Consider the following 22,025-nt stretch of genomic DNA (forward strand, 5'->3'; position numbering starts at 1 on the left):
CTGTTCTCTCCCTTTTATACCCGGAGTATGAAGCTGTTGCTCCACACTCCGTACTGTCTATTTATTTGATCGTTTGATTAGCGTACTCCGTCAGTTCCTTGCCGCCATTTTCGTTCCAATCCTGCACGAATTTATCGAAATCAGCGATTGTTCTTTTTCCAGTTACGACGTTTGCCGCAAACTCTTTATAATAAGCATCAAGCGCATCCCACTTCGTTGAAAGCTCCGCTGGAATAATAAAGCTATTATCTTTCGTAGACATCGAAGCCATCATTTCCAGCGCTTTAACCGCTGGTTCAGATAGGTACGGGGTTGCTGGATCAAATTCTTGATCGGATTTAAAATTTACAGTCGACTCTACAAAACGCGGGAACCACTCAGCAAATTTTTCTGTCAATTTAATTTTGTTATCTACCCGTTCATAATGCTGACCTTCTACGCCAACCTTATCTAACATTTGTCCTTTTGGACTTGCAAGGAACTCAAGCACAGCGAATGCCATTTCTTTGTTCTTCGACGTCTTGCCAATAGCAAATCCACGGCTTTCCTTGCTAACATCAACTGGCGAGTAAGCATGAGCTATTCCTTTTGCAGGCGGAAGCGGCATTATTTTTGCATCTGCACCGTTTTGCGAAATCATTTTTGTATTGTAAATATCGATGTTTTTACCTTGTCTGCCTGTAATAATGGCAGCTTGCTTATCGTAAAATGCTTTCTCCTTCGTATCCCACTTCTTAACAAGGAATTCTGGATCAATTAAACCTTCATGATACAGCTTTGCATAAAACGCCAACTTTTCTTTTTCAAACGATGTCGTTTTACCAAATGTATACTTGCCGTCTGTACCTTTCATCCACGTAGATGTTAAGCCGAACGCTTGACCAAAAATCGCATCAAGCTCATCTAATGAACCTGCTGACGTAAAGGTGAAGCTAGCGCCATTTTTTTCTTTCAACTCTTTAAAAAACGTATAGTAATTATCGACTGTTGGATCCTCAAGCAACGTTTTCCCTGACGTTGTTTGGTTAAACCAGTCCTCGCGTACTACCGGTATCCAATTGCTTGTAGGTGCCAGCCATACGAGGTACGGATAGTTTTTTGTTCTTTCTTGGTTGAATGGACTCATAGCTGCTTTGACATTAACCGATTTCTCGATATAAGGTGTCAAATCTTCGAGAATGCCTTGTGTAACAGCAAATTGATAGTCTCCGCCTTGGAAATAGATCAAGTCAGGAATATTTCCGCTTTGCAACAGCAATCCTAATTTTTCTGAATACGTACCGCTTTGTACAGGAACAAGTTCGATCTTCACATTTTTCCCTTCAGCCTTCATACCTTCTTCAACGCCTTTAACCCAACCATCTTCGGTATTCAAATCTTTATCTACAATCGTAATCGTAACCGGCTGGTCAGTTGGATTCGCTGAGCTGGCTGCCGTCTCTGTCGGAGTTGCATTACCGCCACCATTGCTACAAGCAGTCGTTACTACCAACATACATGCTGCCAAAATAGTAAGTAGTTTTTTCATTTCTGTTTCCCCCTCAGTATGATTTCACCTATTCTTTAACGCCGCCGTCCATAACTCCTTTGGTGTAATACTTTAGGATGATCGGATACAGCAACAGAATTGGAACGATGGCAACAACAATTGTAGCCGCTTTCAAAGAAGAGAAATCAAGCTGAGCAATGTTGTTGTTTTTTAACAGATCAGTGACGCCGATTAGTGCGGTTGAATCTTGTTCCACTACGAATTGCCGTAAAAGCACCTGCAACACTGTGTTATTGGGACTAGACAAGAAAATACTAGATTTAAAAAACTCATTCCACTTCGCGACCGCATAGAACATTCCAATCGTAAGAAGAGGAACGCGAGCAAGCGGCAACACTATTTTCATAAATAAGGTCATATGCCCGGCCCCATCTATTTTGGCTGCTTCTATTAACGGTTCGGGAATCTCCTCTAAAAAACGCATCATGATGATCAAATAATAAACGTTAATCATCCGATACATGACCATCACCCACAAGCTGTCGAGCAAATGCATGTCCTTAACGACCATATACTCTTGAACAATGCCAGGCTCAAAGATCATGATGATAATGAGAAAAATCATAAGCGGTGTCTTACCAACCAAATTTTTTCTAGTTAATACGTATGCTGCAATCGTTGTAAAGAAGATGCTCAGTAGCGTACCTAATACCGTAATAAATATCGAATTGAGCAATGCTCTGCCGACAATCGGGTTGCTAAGCACAACTTCAAAGTTAATAAGCGAGAAACCGCTTGGCCATATATCATAACCGTTCAGCAAATGGACTTTATCGGGATGAGATAAAGCTCTAGCAAACAAGTTGACGATTGGTACAAACATGACAAGCGACGTCATCGTCAAAATAAGCGCGATAATGATTTTGGAAACAGATATTTTTCGAAATTTCATTTAACTGCCCCCTTACCAAGCGCCTTTAGAAGTTAGTTTTTTCGATATAAAATGAGTAGACAAAATAAGTACAACACCAATTAAACTTTTAAATAAATTAGCCGCTGTCGCAAATGAATATTGCCCATTCACTAACCCCACTCGATAAACGTACGTATCGATAATATCGATATGGCTGTTAATCGAAGCATTTGTGAAGTTGAGTACCTGATCGAGTCCTGCGTTCATAATAAAACCGACGTTTAGAATAAAAATGGTTACCATCGGAATGTACAGATGTGGCAGTACGATACGAGTAACGATTTGCCATCTGTTAGCACCGTCTAGATAGGCTGCTTCATACAAACTAGGACTAATGCCCATAATCGCTGCAAGGAAAATGATAGAATCCCAGCCGATACTCCGCCATGCCTCGCTTGCTAGAAGCACCCAGCGAATGCTGTTTTTGTCAGTTAGAAAATCTTTGGCCGGAAAACCAAGCCATTGAAGAAATTCATTGATTGCTCCCGTGGAAGGGGACATAAATTCAAACCATATGCCTGCAATAACAACCCACGACAGAAAATGCGGCAAATACGAGATAACCTGTACAGCTTTGCGGAATTTTCCGTTTCTAAACTCATTAAGCAAAAGGGCAAACACAATCGGAATAGGGAAAATAAGAAACAATTTCATCGCACTAATGATTAACGTATTTTGCAAAACAGTAGTAAATAAAGGGGTACTGAACAGCTCCTTAAAATACTTAAAACCAACAAATTCATTGTCTCCAATAATGCGATAATCGTAAAAAGCAAGCTTCATGCCTAAGATCGGCCAAACATGGAATAGGACAAAAAAGGCGATGCACGGCAAAAGCATGAAATAAAGAACTTTGCTTGACCATATTCTCTTTAGAATGGTGTCTGAATTCATCGATACCTCCCCCTCTCTGACTGACGATTGATGATCGCCTTTTTTGTAAGCGTTTACGTTATAAAGTAATTTTAATAGCTTTGAGACGTTATATCTTCTCAAATTCGCTTCTATTATGGTCCAAAACAGCTAACGGCTACTAAGTGATAATATATCTTCTGTATTCTTTAGGAGTAACTCCCACAATTTTCTTAAACGATCTATAAAAAGCAGCATGTCCTTGGAAGCCGCATGACAAATAAATTTCAGTAATCGATACATTAGGATCACTTAATCTTTTTTTTGATTCATGGATACGAATTTTCGTTAAATATTCTTTAAAACCTTCCCCCATCGTTTCCTTAAACAAATGGTACGTTCTAGAAGTGCTTAAAGATAAACATTCAGCAATATCCTTTAATTGAATATTTTCGTGAAAAAGCTCATGTATACGATCAAGTGCTGGACTTAGCTTTTTGTAAGCTTGAATTGAACGGTTCCATTCATCCATCGTTTGTTCCTTCACATAATGGCGCAACAAAAGAGTGCATACTTGAATAAGCAGCCCTTTCACCATGCTTTTATATGCTTTGTCCTCCTGCTCTATCTCCTCCCATATATGTTGCATTAAGCCGCCAATTTGAGATGCTGCCTGTAATTGTCCGTCTATCTTATTAATAAAAAGATCCGACTTTACGATGAATGGAGCTAATAACTCATTTCCAGCCCCACCTATTAAAGAAGCATCAAATTTCACAAAATAAAATGTACTGGGATCAATCGGATTTGATTGTGCACGATGTTTTTCCATATTGCTAACAACAAAAACGTCACCCGGATTAACTTCGTATTTTTTCCCGCCTAAATAAAAAAATCCGCTGCCGCTTATACAATATCCAATTTCAAAAGCATTATGCCAATGGAATGGTTCCAATATCGTATTAGGAACCCAACGTGTTATATGAAAAGGAAAATCTTTGTTTAAATGATAATCACGCTTCATGAAATAAACACCATCCTTTTATGACTGTATCCATCGAAGTAGATAACTTATTAAATCCTTTTATTATACATCACGTATTGAAGGTTGTCCCCTATCGGTCAATGTACAGGGCAAACAAATAAGACTGTATGCTGATAGCTTTAAGCTACTAGCATACAGCCTTATGTTAAACAAAATAAGAAACTTTTGCTGTTGGAAAATGATCTGAAATGAGTTGGCGAAGCAACTGTTCCATCGTCACAGCTTGTTCTTTTTTGTACACATATTTATAGCGACCGTATCTACCCCATTTCAGCTGCCGATTTTCTTCATCCATATCCAGCTTTGATTTTGGGTATCTTTTTAAAATAGTGTTTTTGGCTACTTTAGTAAAGCGATGCTGGATCAACTCAAATTCCAAATCATTAACTTCTGCGGCCCCGATTCGTTCATGCAGCTTCTCGATTAATTCCAAATAGTCTTGTTTCCAACCGTCGTAAATCATAATAGGCGCTATAATGAATCCGAGCGGATAACCTGCTTCAGCTATTTTCCCAGCCGCTTCAATGCGCTCTTCAAACCCAGATGTAGCTGGCTCGAAGTTGCGAATGACATAACTTGTATTAATCGAAAACCGAATTCTCGTATGACCTCGATGGTCTGCATCTAATAAGGAATCGATGTTGGCAAATTTCGTTACAAAACGAAGCCGCCCGTTCGGCTGCCTCCCCATAAATTCAATATAATATCGGAGCGCACCAGTAAGATGCTCAAATGAAACGGGATCACCTGTACATGCCGCTTCAAAACGGGTAACTTCCGGTTCATGTTCCTTAATATACTCCTGCGCTTTGTCCAAAATTTCATCTAGGTTCACATATACCCTTATATACGGTTTAGCACTTAAGGTTGTTTGCAAATAACAATAATGACAATGTCCCGCACAGCCTGTAGCCAAAGGGATAGCGTATTCGGCAGAAGGTTTGGATGGATCAAATTTCAACGTTTTTCTTACCCCTACAACTAATGTCCTTTTGGCATTTCGATATTGCTTGGTCTCTGTATCCCCTGGAATACCCATTACTCGGTTATGTGATGTCGTCATTTTGATAGGAACGTTTGATCCTTCAAAATGTTCATACAACTGCGCACCTAAAGGATAATTCAACGCTTGTGGTTCGAAAAATACGAGATCAGGGTCAAATCGTTTCAATCCAATATACCCTCCTCTTTAAGACGCATTACTACAATAATAGTGCGTTTAGTTTTGCAACAAAGTGAGGGATCTATTCAGATTTATAATACTGTAAGAATTTCCGGGCCATTATCTGTTATAGCTACCGTATGCTCGTATTGCACACAGATCGATTGATCCTTCGTTCTTGCTGTCCAGCCATCACTTTCAACATAGGAGCGCCAATCGCCAAGTGTAAACATTGGCTCGATTGCAAGCACTAATCCACTTTTTAGTTGCGGGCCAGTCCCTTCCTTTCCATAATGAGGAACAGCTGGCTCTTCCCATAGATCCTTACCAATCGCATGTCCAGTAAATTCTCTTACATTACCGTATCCATGACGCTGAGCATGCAAATCGATAACATGACCAATATCTCCGATTCGATTGCCAACGACCGCTCGTTCAATTCCTAGATATAAACCCTCCTTACAGGCATCCATCAGCGCTTTGATATCGCTAGAAACATCACCAATCGCATAAGTCCAACCTGAGTCACCATGGAAACCTTTATAGTACGCGCCAACATCAAGGGTTACTACCTCACCATCAAGAAGTGGCACGTTGTCAGGAAATCCGTGACAAATGACATCGTTTCTCGCTACACAAATAGATGCTGTAAAGCCGTGATGACCTTTGAAGCTAGGAGTTGCTCCTTTAGAACGTATATACTCTTCGATCATACGATCAATCTCAAGTGTTGTAATGCCAGGTTTGATCTGCTCAGCTATTAAAGCGTGGCATTCCGCAACGATACGACCAGCCTCTCGCATGATGGCAATTTCTTCAACAGATTTCAATATCATGTTGTCACTCCCTCCTCTTCTAAAACTTTATTTTCCCTTACTATATAATGATGGTTTTGAATGCATCGTGAATTGAAAAACTTTATATGTTTAGCTCGTTTAAAAGGAAAAAGCTACAGTATCACCATATCATAAAATAATCCTCATTTAGTAATTATCTGGTACAATATATTTTTTTCGAGTATAGTGTTATAGAGCAATACTACCCTTATCCAGATGGAGGAAAACAAATGAACAACAGTATTATTCGTTATTTGAAAGGCAGTTTTGTACTTTTTTTTGCTATCTATGTTTCCCTTGTTGTACTTGGAAATGTAACCGATTACAACACCAATTTTTTATTTGTACAACATGTATTAAGCATGGACACTACTTTTGAAGGAAATACACTCATGTACAGAGCGATCACAAGTCCATTTGCCCATCATTTTGCTTATATTTTGATTATCATCGTTGAATTTGCAGTGGCATTAACAGCATGGATTGGCGGCATTCAATTAATTAAACATGCGAAAGCTGGCGCTGCTAACTATCAAAAATCTAAAAATATTGTTTACATTTCACTCGGCTTAGCTATAGCCATCTGGTTTTTCGGATTTATGGCAATAGGCGGCGAATGGTTTGCAATGTGGATGTCGTCAGATTGGAATGGACTCGCATCTGCTAATCGGATTGTTACTTATGTCTTAGGCATACTTATCTTCTTGTCTCTTAAAAATGATGAATAGTCACTCGGAAGGATAAATGAGGTCCATTATGCAAATACTACCACCTACATAATATGAGGAGGTATAACGCTAATGGGCAACAAAAAACATGATGGAATCGAACAACCATCTTCTAATGCCAAACAAGAACAACTGAACACATTTCGTGTCCAAAATGACGGCAAGCCACTTACGACTAATCAAGGTTTGCGCGTAGACGATGACGAACATTCCTTAAAAGCGGGTACACGCGGCCCAACAATTATGGAAGACTTTCATTTCCGGGAAAAAATGACTCATTTCGACCATGAGCGTATTCCAGAACGTGTCGTGCATGCGAGAGGCTTTGGTGCTCATGGTGTATTTGAGCTTTATGAATCGCTGTCAGAATTTACGAAAGCGAAGTTTCTGACAGACACATCTAAGCAAACCCCGATCTTTATTCGCTTCTCTACGGTGGCAGGTTCTCGTGGCTCTAGTGATACTGTACGGGATGTGCGCGGCTTTGCAGTAAAGTTCTATACAGAGGAAGGGAATTACGATCTAGTCGGCAACAACATGCCTGTATTTTTTATTCAAGATGCCATCAAGTTTCCTGACTTTGTACATGCAGTGAAACCAGAGCCGCCTAACGAAATTCCGCAAGCATCTTCAGCACATGATACGTTCTGGGATTTCGTTGGTACTAATACCGAAAGTGCCCATATGATTATGTGGGTTATGTCTGGACGAGCGTTGCCACGCTCATTTAGGATGATGGAAGGTTTTGGTGTACATACGTTTAGATTTATAAATGAAGAAGGAAAATCCCATTTCGTGAAGTTTCATTGGAAACCAAAATTAGGGATTCACTCCCTTGTCTGGGATGAAACACAGAAGGTAGCAGGCAAAGACCCCGACTTCAATCGACGTGATTTATGGGATGCAATCAATGAAGGGAATTTCCCGGAATTTGAGCTTGGTGTACAGATTTTGAAAGAAGAAGATGAATTTAGCTTCAGCTTTGACATTCTTGATTCTACAAAGTTATGGCCAGAAGAAGTAGTACCTGTTCGGATCATTGGCAAGATGACGTTGAATAGAAATACAGACAACTTCTTCGCTGAAACCGAGCAAGTGGCTTTTCATTCTGGGCATGTTGTCCCTGGTATTGATTTTACGAACGACCCCTTATTACAAGGAAGGTTATTTTCGTATACGGATACACAACTACTGCGACTAGGCGGACCAAACTTTGCGGAAATACCTATTAATCGCCCCATCACTCCTGTCCATAATAATCAACGAGATGGCATGCACCGAATGACGATTAATCCGGGTCAAGTTAGCTACCACAATAATGGGCTTGCTAATAATACTCCTTCTACACCGCCACAATCAGACGGTGAATACCGCCATCACGAGGAGAAGATTGAAGGACGGAAGATTAAAGCGAGAAGCCATAGCTTCGACGATCACTTTAGCCAAGCTGCAATGTTCTGGCATAGCATGTCAACTATAGAAAAAGGTCAAATCGTAGATGCTTTCCGGTTTGAGCTTGGCAAAGTACTCTCGAAAGAGGTTCGTCAACGTGTTGTGGACGTATTCAGTCAAGTTGCGGAAGAGTTAGCGGAGCAAGTTGCAGTAGAAATCGGTGCAACTGCGACCAAAGGTGTTGCTGTGGAGCCTACTTTTATCTCACCTGCACTCAGTATGATGAATACTGTTAAATCGGCCGCGACCCGAAAAGTTGCTGTTCTTGTCAGCAATGGATTTTCGGCCACAGAGATCAATGGACTGCTTCAAGCATTAACACAAGCGAAAGTGAAAGCTGAGATCGTTAGTAAAACACAAGCTCCTATTGCGGGGGACGATGGTACTATGCTTGAGCCTAAACAATCCCTGCTGACAGCAGCTTCCGTACTTTACGATGCCGTATATATTGCCGGGGGACAACAAAGTGTGACCGAGCTGCTAAGTGATGTAAAGTCATCGGAATTTGTAAGAGAAGCCTTTTTACATTACAAAACGATTGCCGCGGTAGGTGAAGGCAAAGAGTTGTTAACAGCTGCAAAAGTAGCGCTAGACAACAGCGCAAACAATAATGGAGCTTTGTCAGGCATTTTGTTAAGGACAGAGTCGCAATCTGATGACACTTTCGCAAATTCTTTTATCGAATCGATTGCCCAGCATCGTCATTGGGACAGAACGTTTCACCCCTAGTTGCTACCCTTATTTCAATGTGATAGCAAGAAAGGAGCCTTCAGGATAAAAATATCCTAATGGCTCCTTTCTACTTATAACCACTGACATCCAATATTGATCTGGGAACTACTTCTCGTAATTTTTATTTGCTTTAGGATATTTTCCATAATCCCATACTTTATCGCCCTTCGTAACGTCATCTGATTTAAGGAAGTGTTGCTTTCTGTTGTTACCTGCATCCCACGTTGAATCTACGTGATAATAGTTGCCATTGATTTTGACCAGATTCCATGCATGTCCTACTCCGCTATTAATGTCATCCCCAACAACAATTAAATTTTCGACGTTTACCATATTCAGCATTAGGGCTAGCAATTCGGCATAACCTTCACATTAAATTGGTAAACAGCTTTTTTATGAACAAGAATCGGTTTGACTACGATCACAAAGCTTCAACTAAATCTAGTACATCTAAGCATAACCTATTATCCCAACTTTAAATGCCGAAGCTTATCGGGATTCCACATAATATATATGTTTTCAATGCGGTCATCTTTGAACTGAAAGCTCATAACCGAAGCAAATGGTTCACTAGGACTACTTAAAATTACACCTATAGCCCCATTAATTCGAACCAGAATAATCTTGGTTTGTTCATCCATTTTCGAAGCGAGACCTAAAATAAATGCTGCAACACGTGATGGTGTTTGGATAGGACGAATAGCTGCACTTACTTTACCTCCTCCATCGGTGTACGCCGTAATATCATCAGTCAAGGTCGAAAGGAGCATTTCCATATTTCCTGTTGAAGCGGCTTGGAGAAATTGATAAACAAGCTCTCTGGTCTGGTCTTCAGTAATAATCGGATCTGTTGGTTCAACTTGAATCTTACGCTTCAAACGACTGTATATTTGCCGACAGCCGAGTTCCGTCTTACTAATCGTATCTGCAATGTCACGATAGTCGTAATCGAAGGCTTCTCGGAGAATAAAAACCGCTCGCTCCACTGGTGTGAGTCGATCAAGCATAATAAGAAAGGCATACGAAATGGTATCCTCAAACATAATTGTCTGGAGTGGATCTTGATCAGAATTGCTAAAATCATGCTGCACGATTGGTTCCGGCAACCAAGGACCTACGTATACTTCTCTTTTCCGTCTAGCGGATTTCAGAAGGTCCAAGCAGCGGTTAGTAACCATTTTGCATAAATAAGATTTCAGATTAAGGACATGACTCGATTCCTTATCCATCTCCCACTTATACGCATGTACAAATACATCCTGTACCAAATCCTCTGCATCTGTTACCGATCCTAACATCCGATATGCAATAGTCATTAGTAACGGACGATAACTTACGTAAGCAGCTGCCATTTCCAATTGCATTCGCCCCCCTTCTCATCACACTAATCCATTTCCTTCATTATACTTAGTGCGGCGCTTTTGGCACTAGCTAATGATGCGTTAAGCAGCATTCCCTCTGCACCTACCCAATCTCCCGCGATGAAAAGTCCTGGTCTTCCCTTCACAACAGGCTTAGGTCTAGCAGCATATCCACCCCGTTCCGCAGCAACGATATTATGAGTAACTAACATCTGTGGCAAGTAACGTCGCTTGATAACTCGCTCTCTCCAGCCCGGTTGAATATGGTCAAGAAACCGTTCCAACTCGCGCTCGTCTTGTTTGGCATCTGACTCTTTACCCGGGCGCAAATATTTCATAACATGAATGACGGAATGTTTAGCATTAGGTGAAAACTGAGCAGTAGCTGAATGGTTTGAGAAGTACAGCGGATAATCAGCGCCCATAACGAATGTTGTTTTTGGATTCGGCATATCTGTCGTAACCAAATCTAAACATGCCGCTCGGACAGGAACAGTCTGCTCGAATATTGCAGCATCTGCATGTTGTAATGCTGGTATCAGCAACGATAAAGTTTCCTTAGGTCCAACTGTAGATAAGACACGGTATGCATTTATTATGATGTCATCTTTAAGGATGACGCTCATTTTTGGAAATTGTCCTACAATAGACTGTACAGCAGAACCACAACGGATCGTTACGCCTTGGGCTATAGCTTGCTCTTGTAATTGTTGAACGAGTGTTCGCCAACCGCCATCAACATAAAACACTTGTCCGTGTTGTAGCTGTCCGATTGCTGCGCCTGCACTGAGCAAGTCAGGAGCATCACAATAGGTAGCAACTCTTACTAGTGCTAATATTGCATTGCGAACACGTTCACTTGGGAGTCGTGTTGCTAAATATTGTTCCAAGCTGCTATTTTGAATCGTGTAAGGATCTGTTTTTCGCAATCCTGCATAAAATCGAATCAACTGCGTTTTTTCTGACCATTTGAGGAACGAGCCAAGTAGCAGTTTTATGAAGGGAAGAACAATATCCCCACCTTTACGTTGTTTATAGAGAAGTAAACCATTCAGTTTCGGTGCAGCCCCCTTTGGTGTAACGCCAACCTCCTGCAAAATATTAAACGCGCTCTTAAAAAGTGCATGCGGTCCAAGATTTACCCACGTACCGTCCATATCTGTAGTTGAAGCTCTTCCGCCCAGTTCATTAGCCCTCTCTAACAGCAACACTTTTTTCCCTGTCTTCGCCAAAAATATAGAAGCTGTTAGTCCCGCTACGCCTGCCCCAACAATAACGATATCCCATTTCATTTTGCTCATGCTCATCATCTTGCACCATCCTTTCATTTATCGATGCTAACAAGACGATTAAGGGATCGGAAACGTGACAAGGACGATCACAAAATGAACGAAAAAATGATCGAGTAGTATATTTCCTTCTCGACCACATTATTTTGTAAATGTTCAAAAAAATGCACCTTACGTCTATGCTCATTACTTAGAATAGTCATCTAATCAATCGTAAGAACGATTTTCCCTCTACCATGGCGTGTTTCAATCAATTGATGTGCGAGCTGAACTTGACTAAGTGGAAATGACTTTTTAATTACAATACGAAGTTTTCCTTTTGTATGAAGTTCAGTTAATTCTGCAAGTCTAGCAGCAGTACGTTCCCCACGCACAACACAAAGACCTAACTCATCAATTAATTCATGAGCGGCAAATGTACAAATTCGCTTTCGATCAGCTACTAATTCGATAGATGCTCGAACAGCTTCAGCACCAGCTGTGTCGAATGCGGCATCGATTCCTTCCGGCGCAATCGCACGCACACGTTCAACTAACCCTTCTCCATAAGTGACTGGTATCGCGCCAAGAGAGCGAAGATAATCATGATTGCTTTCGCTTGCTGTCCCTATAATTTTTTTGGCTCCCCATTGCTTCGCAAGTTGGACTGCGAATGCTCCCAGTGAACCAGCTGCACCATGGATAAGAATCGTTTCGCCTTCTTTTACCCCTAATGCTTTCATCGCGATGTATGCACCCTGACCATTGCCCGTTAATCCTCCTGCTTCTTCCCATGTCATCGTTTCAGGTTTGATCACGATTTGATTTTCGCTAACGACCACATACTCTGCGTAACAGCTAACAACAGAGAATCCTAAAACTTCATCCCCTATTACAAATCCAGTTACGCCTTCTCCTATTTGATCTATGACACCAGCAAATTCATTGCCTAGTATTTGCGGTAAACTTATTGTTACACCAAACGGTGACCATCCTTCACGAACACCCGTATCATAATGTTGAACACCAGCCGTCTTCACCTTAACTCTAACTTGACCTGGACCCGCTTGTGGATCTGGAAATTCCATTACTTTCATAACCTCAGGACCACCTATAGATGCAAATGCAGCAGCTTTCATTGCTCATCACTCTTTCTTTTACTATTTGATGGTAATTATAAGATTGATTTCAGATAATGAAAAATATATATTGAGTTATATCGATCATATACTGGAGTATATGGGTAGGGGGAAAATCATGGAACTGCTACAACTACGATATTTCCAAAAGGTTGCTAAGCTCGAGCATATGACAAGGGCCGCAGAGGAACTCCGAGTCGCACAACCTGCACTTAGTAAAACAATTTCAAGGCTAGAGGAACATGTTGGCGTTCCGCTGTTTGACAGGCTTGGCGGTCGAATTCGATTAAATTCATTCGGGAAAGTCTATCTACAAAAAGTGAACACAGTATTATCATTACTTGAAGAGGCGCAGAAAGAAGTTACAGAACTTGCTGGCATGGAACATGGAAGCATTCATTTGGCTACTTTGACATTAACTCGATTGTCTGAGCCACTGGGGAAGTTTTTATCGCTTAATCCAGACGTAAATATGCAAATTACTCAGGCTTCGACAGGCGAAATTACACGTTTAATTGAAAACGGTGAGGTTGATATTGGCTTTACAGCTATGCCAATCGATCTGCCCGGGATTGCACAAGCGACTGTACTTAAAGAAGATCTATATTTGGCAGTTCCCCAAGGTCATCGACTAGCTAACCGTCAATCCATTCGTCTAATCGATGCTGCTGAAGAACCTTTTATCGGCTATAAGGAAAAGTTTGTTTTTCAAAAAATGAACGATCTTTTGTTCCAAGAGGCTGGAATGTCACCTCGATTCGTTTGCCGAGTAGATGATCCTGCCACTATCGTAAGTTTAGTTCGCTCCGGACTAGGTGTTGCACTGTTTGGTTGCAAGAGCGGCGAAAACTCTGAACTTACTCTTCTTCCTATAGAACATCCGATTTGTCAAAGAGACTATCAATTTATTTGGTCAGAAAAGAGATACCTTTCCTTGGCTGCACGCAAGTTCCGTGACTTTATTATTCAATACTACTCTGACTGACATATACACTCACCTACTTACTATTACTATCTCTCCTGTCATCATTCCATTTCAAACAACAGCAATCCATAAGAAATGATAACTTACATTATCTGCTACATTTAAAATGCTTGGTTATACAAAATTGAAATGCTAAGGAGAATGAATGATGGCGAAAGTAATAGTAGATATAACAATGTCTTTAGATGGATTTATTGCAGCACCAAACGGTGACCCCGCGCCACAGCTTCATCAATGGTTTTTTGCACCGTCGGATAGTAGTATTCAGGTTATTCAAGAACAATTAGACACCACAGGTGCAATTATTATGGGAAGACGAACTTATGACGCTGGAGATAAAGCAGATGGTTTTATTGACAACCCCTTTGATGTGCCACACTTTGTTCTTACTCATACTACTCCAGAAAAGGCAGCAAAAGGCGCATCCTCGTTTACATTTGTAACAGACGGTATTCAAAGCGCACTTAAGCAAGCTTTAGATGCCGCGCACGACAAAGATGTCTGTATAATGGGTGGAGCTACTATCATTCAGCAATATATCAAAGCTGGTCTCATAGATGAAATACAAGTACAAATCGTGCCTATATTACTTGGTGAAGGTACTCGATTATTTGATCAAATAGGCAATAAAAGTATCGAGTTAGAAAGTACACGAGTTATAGAGTCTTCTAATGTCACTCATCTTCGATTTAACGTCATAAATAAATGATCATCACTATTGTTTAAAATGAACAAAAATCCAAAGCTACCTTCAAAGGTTGCTTTGGATTTTTTAACATATTTCTCAACTCGAATATTTGGTTTGTTATTTCTTGAGAAATGTAGTAATTGCACCCGCAAGTTCAGATGCCGCCATTATGACAGCTGAGTGATCTTGACCGCTTAACGTTTGATAGTCGCCATGTGGTAGAAGTTCCTTTAAAGCTTGCGCTGCATCATGGAAAAACGGCCCGCTATTTTCACCGACCATAACGATTGTCGGTATGTTTATTGTCCAGCGGTCTGTAGGTAATGGCTTGCCTTGTTGCGTAGTACCCATAACTTGCCCATCATATGCAAGTGTGTGAGCTATCGCCTCCATTTTCGCCCAAGAAGGATCTGCCTTCATGTAACCAATAAACTCATCAGGTACCCCAACCGCTACGGTCATAAAGTATTCACCAGCTTCACTTCGTTGTCCCGCTCCTACTAATTCATTCAAGCGCTGAACGTAATCGTTCGGTACGGGTGGACGACTATCATTAATGATAAATGGCGGTTCATATATGAAAAGTTTAGTAACTTTATTGCCCAATTTACTTGCTGCATCAAGTGCCAACACTGCTCCTGATGAGCTGCCGAACAAGTTCGCATTGCCGCCAGCTTCCCCAATCAATGCTTCAATATCTTCAATCTCGCGATCAACCGAATAAGGTAATGTATCAGAACTATTACCACGTCCGCGACGATCATAATTGTATACGGTGAACTCTTTAGCAAGATATTCTGCTAACTGGGCTCCGTCACTGTGATCAGCAGCTGCTGAGGCGATTAAAATGACTGCTGGGCCATTACCTTGTTTCGTATAAGCAATTTTTGTTCCATCAGTTGAGATTATTGTATTCATAGAACCTCCTATTATCGTTTTGGAATAGTGTTCAAATCGTTCTAATGCGTCAGAATAACCTTCGATCATCCCCATTGCTTCTGATTGCTCAAGTTTCTGGGCAGATGCAAATTTAGTATTAATGATTAGTTTAGTTCCTTCGCTCACTTCTTCAAAAGTAACGGTTGTCAGCATGTCACTTCCATCAATGACGTTCCATTTCTCATCTGTAAATGTATCTACATAAACAAGTTTTGACGGTTCGATTACTTCTTGATAGGTAGCCTTGCAGAATTAAAAATCTTCTTTTGCTAATGGATAGGGAGAACAAAGAGACAATCCCCAAGCCATCTTCATAGCTTCGGAGACAGTCTCCTGGTTGATAAACAATTTATCAGATTCCGTAGATCAGCCACTTTTTTTGAAGCTGCGTACTGGATGAATTGTTCAGTTTGTAACGATCAATTCCGGCTTGTTTAATGTGTTTTCGCTTGTATTAAATGTTGTGTATTTACCTGCGGATTCACTTAATATAAACGATGCCGAATCGTCACCAGCCGCCTCAGCGAGCACATACGCTGTTACATCAATCTCGTAATATGCAAGAGTTGTATTCATAGCAACTGAACCTACCGAATTGCCTGTTGCAGGCTTGTTATTCCAAGTCAAAGTTGCTTCCGTCCAAGAGTCTGCTATTTCTGAAGCGGTTAATGTTGTCGTAAACGAGGAACTGCCGTATATACGCAGCTTAGCACTCGTTATCGATCCCGTAATGCTGCTTACATTAAATTTAAGAAGGGAGTAACGATTTTGTGAGGTGTCTGTTTTAACAGCCATCGTTGCTAAGTTTCCATAGTTATTGGTTTGCTTATTTTCTTGTACGTAGGAGTCATCTGTCGGATTTAATGTTACAACGGTACCACTACCTCCACCTGCTAGCGTCGTAGCTTGAACGATATTGCTCAATGGAGATAGGTTACCGGCTGCATCCTTAGCTTTAATGCTATAGCTATAAGTCGTACTCGCTGTTAAACCTGTGTCACTGTAAGTCGTACCAATTGTTTCACCGATTAGTAGAGTGTCACGGTAAACCTGATAGCTAGTAACACCTACATTATCTGTCGCTGCCACCCAGTTCACATTAATTTGAGAATTTGAAATCGGTGTCGCAGTTAATCCGGTCGGTGCGGTTGGCGCCTCTGTATCTGTACTCGCACATGTATTGGTTGCAGTTCCAGCATCAAGCAAGGACGTTCCTGTGAACGTTAAACACGCATAAACGCCTTTATTAGGTGAATTGCTGAAATCAGTTTTTTCATTGCTGCCCCAAGTATTAATGAACATACCTGACGGCTTTTGCAAATGAGTCCAAGCTGAACCATCCCATCCTAATTGGTAGATTGTATTTAACTGATTATAAGGAGCATAACTGATATAAGGCCCGCCTTTTGTTTCTTGTTTGCTCATCGTATTGTTGAAGAAGACGTTCTGTTCGCCTGTTGAACCTGACCACTTCGTTGCATGAGGTCCAGCACCATACCAAATCGGATACCAAGTACCTTCCAAAACATCCTGGCCACCTTCTCCTTCACCCCATGAGCTATGTTCAAAAGGTATCGTAATCGTATTTTGCTGGATTAAATTTCTACGTTCCCAGCCGCCATGCAAGTTTATATCCGTTGTAAGTGCATTATGTTGAACAACGTTACCTGTTGCCGACCACTGAAGAGTAAGATGGCGTACTCGGTCTATTGTGTTGCCAACAATTTTGCTGTCATACAGCTTAGAACCCCGAACATAGCCGTGCCCACCCTTGCCTTTATTCCATGAGCCAAAAATAATATTGTTTCGTATCTCCATATTTTTGGCGAATTCGGTTACGATCGGATGAGACCCCGTCATGTACGTTTGAATGCCTTTCACCCAACCGTCCTGTGCCCATTTGAATAAAATGCCATGCACGGCATATTCCAATGCTTCATTTTTATATTTTAGTCCAACCCCACCCGGATTTGCTGTTGCATCGTAATCATTGGCGTTGATCGTAGAAGCATACGGAGTATAGGAGATATCTTGCGTGAAGTAGAAGTCCTCGAACCCGACACCTTTAACTGTAGTTACTTTCATCACCTTACTATAATAAATTGAATTGGAACCACCAGGATCAGCAGGAAGCAATCCTTCGTTGCTAAATGGAACATCGAACTCCAACGGCTTATCAAGTGTGAGCGTGTCTCCACTAATACTGACTACCGTAAACATTTGGGTCCGCATATGCGCGTTGTAACGATATTGCTGTGGTCCTTGCATTTGATCATAAAAAGCAACGGTATTAGCTGCTCCCACATATACGGTGTTTCCTGCTTGGAATGTGTTTCCTTTGCCGGAAGCAACCTTTATTTGCGTACTGCCCTTGATTCCTCCTCCGCTAGTAGCAACCCTTTGTCCGCTTAGCCAGTGAAAGTTAATACTTCCTTCATACGTTTGATCGCTGGCATGTTTGGTTCTGTCTTCAACTCGAAATGCTGCATAACCTGGCCACAGCTTACCATCTATTAACGGAGCCCCTTGATTCGCTGGATCTTCGGAGTATATAGCTGATGGTTTAAAAACAATCTTTGTCCCCGTTGTTGGATCGTTGCCCGCACCTTGAATCGTTATAAAACTTGCGTCCACACGAATTTGTTTGTTTAGGTCGATTTGACCAGCAGGAAGTTTAAGAATAGCCCGATTGAATTCGCTGATTACTTGCCCGTTTGCCTTTAATACACCGCTTCGAATATCATTAATGACTTGCTGAAGCGCATTGGAATCATCCACCCCATCATTCGCTGCAATGCCCTTTGTAGTAAGATCAATAATCGTACCAGTTGTTGGCAGTGCTTGTCCGCCTTTATAACCTGCTGTACTCCAATCAGGCAATGAAGGGTCGACAGCCGCTTGTGCTGAAGGCATTCCAAGAGAGGCAATGACGAGGAATGAGGAGAGAATAGATAAGTAGATACATCTTATTTGGGAGCCTTTTAACATTTTTCTAACTTGAATCATTGTAATTCCTCCTTCAAATGGTCGTTTTGATTCCAGCATAACTAGAACATTAGGTAAGTAGTGCTTCACCACCTTTCGTAGCCAGTAGTTACGATTATATTTTAGTTCCATATACAAAAATTAACAATAGAGCGCTTTCAATATCGTGCTAACCTTAAATACGTATGATAAAAAAAATAAAAAACGAACATTTCTATGAAAATGCCCGTCTTTTATACTTGTTAGAACCCCATCTCCGACAACCAATTGGAAAGTTGTTCTTCTCTTATTTTGTTGTCTCCATTATCTTTTTTGTATTTGCCTAAATGCAGTTCGCCCGCAATGCTGCCATCTAGCATAAATAAAATACGTTCCGATTTGGCGGCGACTTTAACATCATGTGTTACTACTAAAATCGTTGTACCTGATTCATTGATATCCGCGATTATGTCCATAATTTCACTTGCCGACTTTGAGTTCAGTGCTCCTGTTGGTTCATCGCCAAACAATATTTCTGGACTATTCATTAGTGCTCTGCAAATCGCTACTCGTTGCAGTTGTCCACCTGACGCTTGAGAAATATCATTGCTCGCAAGCTCTGCAATACCTGACTTTTCCATCACCTCAACCGCACGCTTATTAATATCTGCGCGACTACGATTTTTAGCCACATAGGCGGTTAATATAATATTGTCCATTATAGATAGATTCTTTAGTAGATGAATGTTCTGAAATATAAATCCCATCTTTGTTAAACGTAAATTGGACAACTCTTCTTCAGATAATGAGGATATTTCCTGACCATCAAACACTACACTTCCTGTACTTAACTTGTCCATGCCGCTAATGTTGTATAGCAACGTCGATTTGCCTGAACCGGATGGACCCATTATAGAGACAAACTCTCCTTTATTAATCTGAACATTAATTCCTTTTAAAATAAGCTGTTCTTGGTTAAGGTTGGTCGAATACGTTTTCCCTAGTTCTTTCGCTTCCAAAATAATCCCCATACTTCTAATCACTCCTTTATTCAGCATTCAACTGAGTTATACTCGTTTTTTTCATTGAGGCCATACTTACGTAAGCCGCGGCAGTTACCGCAATCATTAGTACAAGTGGACAAATGATATAGGCTTGCACAGGATCGATCTCAAACTCTATTTTGGCTGCACCCATAAAAGATAACATGACACCCGCTAAGCTCTGCCCCCACGTATTCGAAATTAAGGTACCTACAACAATTCCTATTCCAAGTACAACTAATGCTCTTGTCACATATTGCAAACGGATCGACTTTAAAGAAAATCCAATACTTTTCATAATGGCGATTTGCGCCGAATCTTTGGCTACGATCATTCTCAAAAATAAGGAAGTAATAAGTATAGATACGAGAATAGCAATAACAATCGATACCGTTGCAAGCAGTTTTAATCCTTTAATCGTGTTGCCTAACGTTTGGGTCAAATAACCTTCCAGATCAGTCACTCTAGCCGGTTGAAAGATTTTTTCATATTCCTTCGTTTTTGCAACGATATTAATATGCGGTTTCACGTCAACAATAGCTTCATATCTCAGTACCGTTTCTGGCTGGACAGGCAATACTGCTTTTGCTGTGCGTCCGCCATTCGTAACATCTTGATAAATACCGCTGACAGTCATCACTTGTTCTTGACCATTAATAACTAAACGAATCTGATCCCCGACCCCTTTATTCATCTCCTTGCCATTTAAGAAAGAGAGTGCCATTTCATTTGCTTTAGCAGGGGCAACACCTTTTAAATAATCTAATGGGAATATCGAAAAGTCCCCCGATTCTACTGTTATATTTTCAATTACCCCTTCTTCATTGACCATCTTTAGTGAGCTAATAAGCAAGGACGAAAATCGTTCTACTTCTTCATCATTCGTAAGATGTTCCGAAACACGGTTATGGTCACGCATAATATTGTCTGAATATTGTAGGTCAATTCGTAGATCACTTCGCTCGATACCCATGTATGTGTTGAAGGCTGACGATTGCATCGTATTTACTAAATGCAGAGGAACAAGAATAATAAATGATCCGATTATAAAAACAAACAGCAATAACCGATACATATGAAATCGTCCTAGTACATCCCTTAATCCTAAAAAAACAGGAACGTTAAGCCATTTACTCTTATGCAATGGAAGAGCTAACACTCTCTTTTTGATCCGAACATCTCCAATCTTTCCTGAACGGAGTGCCTCCACTGCCGATATCTTTTTAAACACTTTTAGCGTCCGCATACATATAAGCATGACCATCAAAAACAAAAGAATGACGGCAATAAACGGAATACTGTGTAATAGAACTCCCTTTTCTGCATGGCCAAAATACAATGTAATATTTGCTGTAAACAAACTATTCAACATTAATGAAGCAACAAAACCGACGAATGAAGCTACTGCTGTCATTACCATATATTTAAGTAGATACATTCTTTTGATGTCCCGATGCCCAATGCCAATTGCTTTCATAATTCCGATTTCTCGATAATCTTCTTCAATCGCAGCAAGAATGGTGAACCTAAGGCAAAGAATAGCGATTAGACTGAGCAAAAAGCTTACAAACAAAATGACAGCCGCCATTATTCCATCTGTAATCGCATTTAACATTTTAAACAGTTGATGATCAATACTTGGGCCCATCTTCGGCAAGTTTGATGATTGATACGCATTTCTAAATTCAGAGAGCTTGCTAGTATCTGTTAACAGAAACTCGATTAAATATTCCGTTTCTCCAACATTTCCTTTAAGCTTGTTTAAGTCCGTTTCGCTTACTACAAATCGTTTCGAATGAATGATGGAAGGGTTCATCTGGATGTCTCGAACAAAATCGACAACGGTAAACGTCATGTTAAATGATCCGTTACGAATGTTGATCTTGTCGCCAACTTTCATATTCTTTTGCTGCATATAGTAGATCGGCACCGCAATTTCACCTTGATTAACGGACAACTCTTCATTCGCCATATTGAGCAGAAAATCAAATGATTCGTTTTGTTTTACAAAATAATGATCCATCACACTTGTACTCTCAGGGATTGACGCATCGTCCAAAAATAGATGTAACCCGTCGATACTAAGCATCTCTACCGTCTGTTGTTTATCTACAAGATCGTTGCTAATCGCAAAATGATCAATCGCTGCCTGATCGATTTCCCCTGCATGCATTTGCACAAAATGCGGCGCTTTCGATTTCGTAAATAACGTATTCATCGAAGTCGTTAATTCCGTTATCATATTAGAGCCACTGGCAACTAGCAGTGCAGATAACGTTACAAATATAAACAAAGTAATCGACAACCCTTTATTTCTTTGAAAATCTTTCCTCAACATTTTGATAAGCATCTTATAGGTACTCCTTTCG

The 22,025-nt window shown here is 40.6% G+C and carries 17 protein-coding genes and 2 pseudogenes; 4 read left to right on the top strand and 15 right to left on the bottom strand.

Annotation, left to right across the window (positions count from 1 at the left end):
* Positions 1–61 precede the first annotated feature (61 nt).
* The 6 genes from I6N90_RS11105 to map all read right to left on the bottom strand — a co-directional run bounded on the left by I6N90_RS11105 (position 62) and on the right by map (position 6,357).
* A complete protein-coding gene (locus tag I6N90_RS11105; protein WP_197935567.1) occupies positions 62–1,528 on the bottom strand; it encodes an extracellular solute-binding protein in 1,467 nt (488 codons plus the stop codon).
* Positions 1,529–1,556: 28 nt separating this feature from the next.
* A complete protein-coding gene (locus I6N90_RS11110; protein ID WP_197935568.1) occupies positions 1,557–2,441 on the bottom strand; it encodes a carbohydrate ABC transporter permease in 885 nt (294 codons plus the stop codon).
* A gap of 12 nt (positions 2,442–2,453) precedes the next feature.
* Positions 2,454–3,356, bottom strand: a complete 903-nt coding sequence (locus tag I6N90_RS11115) for an ABC transporter permease (protein ID WP_197935569.1) — start codon at positions 3,354–3,356, stop codon at positions 2,454–2,456.
* A 139-nt stretch (positions 3,357–3,495) separates the two neighbouring features.
* Positions 3,496–4,338, bottom strand: a complete 843-nt coding sequence (locus I6N90_RS11120) for an AraC family transcriptional regulator (RefSeq protein ID WP_197935570.1) — start codon at positions 4,336–4,338, stop codon at positions 3,496–3,498.
* Between the two features lie 166 nt (positions 4,339–4,504).
* Complete coding sequence (splB, locus tag I6N90_RS11125) at positions 4,505–5,530, bottom strand: spore photoproduct lyase (protein WP_197935571.1); 1,026 nt, start codon at positions 5,528–5,530, stop codon at positions 4,505–4,507.
* Positions 5,531–5,613: 83 nt separating this feature from the next.
* Complete coding sequence (map, locus tag I6N90_RS11130; protein WP_197935572.1) at positions 5,614–6,357, bottom strand: type I methionyl aminopeptidase; 744 nt, start codon at positions 6,355–6,357, stop codon at positions 5,614–5,616.
* A gap of 230 nt (positions 6,358–6,587) precedes the next feature.
* Here map and I6N90_RS11135 point away from each other — a divergent pair, with 230 nt between their 5' ends.
* A complete protein-coding gene (locus I6N90_RS11135) occupies positions 6,588–7,085 on the top strand; it encodes a DUF2165 family protein (protein ID WP_197935573.1) in 498 nt (165 codons plus the stop codon).
* Positions 7,086–7,157: 72 nt separating this feature from the next.
* Positions 7,158–9,266: a catalase gene (locus I6N90_RS11140; protein WP_197935574.1), complete on the top strand. Its 2,109-nt coding sequence runs from the start codon at positions 7,158–7,160 to the stop codon at positions 9,264–9,266.
* A gap of 108 nt (positions 9,267–9,374) precedes the next feature.
* On the opposite strand, the pseudogene I6N90_RS11145 reads toward I6N90_RS11140, so the two are convergent.
* The 4 genes and pseudogenes from I6N90_RS11145 to I6N90_RS11160 all read right to left on the bottom strand — a co-directional run.
* Positions 9,375–9,629 (bottom strand): annotated as a pseudogene (locus I6N90_RS11145) (transglutaminase domain-containing protein); the annotation flags it as partial.
* A 104-nt stretch (positions 9,630–9,733) separates the two neighbouring features.
* The gene (locus tag I6N90_RS11150) at positions 9,734–10,633 is read right to left on the bottom strand and encodes an RNA polymerase sigma-70 factor (RefSeq protein WP_197935576.1); all 900 of its coding nucleotides are present in this window, start codon (positions 10,631–10,633) and stop codon (positions 9,734–9,736) included.
* 20 nt (positions 10,634–10,653) lie between these two features.
* Entirely contained in the window at positions 10,654–11,940 is a 1,287-nt protein-coding gene (locus I6N90_RS11155) for a phytoene desaturase family protein (protein ID WP_232242859.1), read from the bottom strand.
* A 182-nt stretch (positions 11,941–12,122) separates the two neighbouring features.
* Positions 12,123–13,037: an NADP-dependent oxidoreductase gene (locus I6N90_RS11160; RefSeq protein ID WP_197935578.1), complete on the bottom strand. Its 915-nt coding sequence runs from the start codon at positions 13,035–13,037 to the stop codon at positions 12,123–12,125.
* Between the two features lie 118 nt (positions 13,038–13,155).
* Between I6N90_RS11160 and I6N90_RS11165 the strand changes: the two genes are divergently transcribed.
* Complete coding sequence (locus I6N90_RS11165; RefSeq protein ID WP_197935579.1) at positions 13,156–14,022, top strand: LysR family transcriptional regulator; 867 nt, start codon at positions 13,156–13,158, stop codon at positions 14,020–14,022.
* Between the two features lie 145 nt (positions 14,023–14,167).
* Entirely contained in the window at positions 14,168–14,731 is a 564-nt protein-coding gene (locus I6N90_RS11170) for a dihydrofolate reductase family protein (RefSeq protein WP_232242861.1), read from the top strand.
* Between the two features lie 96 nt (positions 14,732–14,827).
* Here the strand turns inward: I6N90_RS11170 and I6N90_RS11175 are convergent, their stop codons facing one another.
* From I6N90_RS11175 to I6N90_RS11195, 5 genes and pseudogenes are all read right to left on the bottom strand, one after another.
* A complete protein-coding gene (locus I6N90_RS11175; protein WP_197935872.1) occupies positions 14,828–15,628 on the bottom strand; it encodes an alpha/beta fold hydrolase in 801 nt (266 codons plus the stop codon).
* A gap of 36 nt (positions 15,629–15,664) precedes the next feature.
* A pseudogene (locus I6N90_RS25250) lies at positions 15,665–15,880 on the bottom strand (SRPBCC family protein); the annotation flags it as partial.
* Positions 15,881–16,054: 174 nt separating this feature from the next.
* Positions 16,055–18,655, bottom strand: a complete 2,601-nt coding sequence (locus I6N90_RS11185; protein ID WP_197935581.1) for a CBM96 family carbohydrate-binding protein — start codon at positions 18,653–18,655, stop codon at positions 16,055–16,057.
* A 221-nt stretch (positions 18,656–18,876) separates the two neighbouring features.
* Entirely contained in the window at positions 18,877–19,644 is a 768-nt protein-coding gene (locus tag I6N90_RS11190) for an ABC transporter ATP-binding protein (protein ID WP_197935582.1), read from the bottom strand.
* Between the two features lie 16 nt (positions 19,645–19,660).
* Complete coding sequence (locus I6N90_RS11195) at positions 19,661–22,006, bottom strand: ABC transporter permease (RefSeq protein ID WP_197935583.1); 2,346 nt, start codon at positions 22,004–22,006, stop codon at positions 19,661–19,663.
* Between the last annotated feature and the right edge of the window lie 19 nt (positions 22,007–22,025).

This window comes from Paenibacillus sp. GSMTC-2017 (assembly GCF_016019935.1).
In the GTDB taxonomy this organism is placed as follows: domain Bacteria; phylum Bacillota; class Bacilli; order Paenibacillales; family Paenibacillaceae; genus Pristimantibacillus.

Coding starts and splice junctions, on each gene's coding strand:
- I6N90_RS11185 (WP_197935581.1), bottom strand. CDS start 18,655: ATGATTCAAGTTAGAAAAATGTTAAAAGGCTCCCAAATAAGATGTATC.
- I6N90_RS11170 (WP_232242861.1), top strand. CDS start 14,168: ATGATGGCGAAAGTAATAGTAGATATAACAATGTCTTTAGATGGATTT.
- I6N90_RS11105 (WP_197935567.1), bottom strand. CDS start 1,528: ATGAAAAAACTACTTACTATTTTGGCAGCATGTATGTTGGTAGTAACG.
- I6N90_RS11195 (WP_197935583.1), bottom strand. CDS start 22,006: ATGCTTATCAAAATGTTGAGGAAAGATTTTCAAAGAAATAAAGGGTTG.
- I6N90_RS11120 (WP_197935570.1), bottom strand. CDS start 4,338: ATGAAGCGTGATTATCATTTAAACAAAGATTTTCCTTTTCATATAACA.
- I6N90_RS11155 (WP_232242859.1), bottom strand. CDS start 11,940: ATGATGAGCATGAGCAAAATGAAATGGGATATCGTTATTGTTGGGGCA.
- I6N90_RS11150 (WP_197935576.1), bottom strand. CDS start 10,633: ATGCAATTGGAAATGGCAGCTGCTTACGTAAGTTATCGTCCGTTACTA.
- map (WP_197935572.1), bottom strand. CDS start 6,357: ATGATATTGAAATCTGTTGAAGAAATTGCCATCATGCGAGAGGCTGGT.
- I6N90_RS11175 (WP_197935872.1), bottom strand. CDS start 15,628: ATGAATACAATAATCTCAACTGATGGAACAAAAATTGCTTATACGAAA.
- I6N90_RS11190 (WP_197935582.1), bottom strand. CDS start 19,644: ATGGGGATTATTTTGGAAGCGAAAGAACTAGGGAAAACGTATTCGACC.
- I6N90_RS11115 (WP_197935569.1), bottom strand. CDS start 3,356: ATGAATTCAGACACCATTCTAAAGAGAATATGGTCAAGCAAAGTTCTT.
- I6N90_RS11135 (WP_197935573.1), top strand. CDS start 6,588: ATGAACAACAGTATTATTCGTTATTTGAAAGGCAGTTTTGTACTTTTT.
- I6N90_RS11140 (WP_197935574.1), top strand. CDS start 7,158: ATGGGCAACAAAAAACATGATGGAATCGAACAACCATCTTCTAATGCC.
- I6N90_RS11110 (WP_197935568.1), bottom strand. CDS start 2,441: ATGAAATTTCGAAAAATATCTGTTTCCAAAATCATTATCGCGCTTATT.
- I6N90_RS11160 (WP_197935578.1), bottom strand. CDS start 13,037: ATGAAAGCTGCTGCATTTGCATCTATAGGTGGTCCTGAGGTTATGAAA.
- I6N90_RS11165 (WP_197935579.1), top strand. CDS start 13,156: ATGGAACTGCTACAACTACGATATTTCCAAAAGGTTGCTAAGCTCGAG.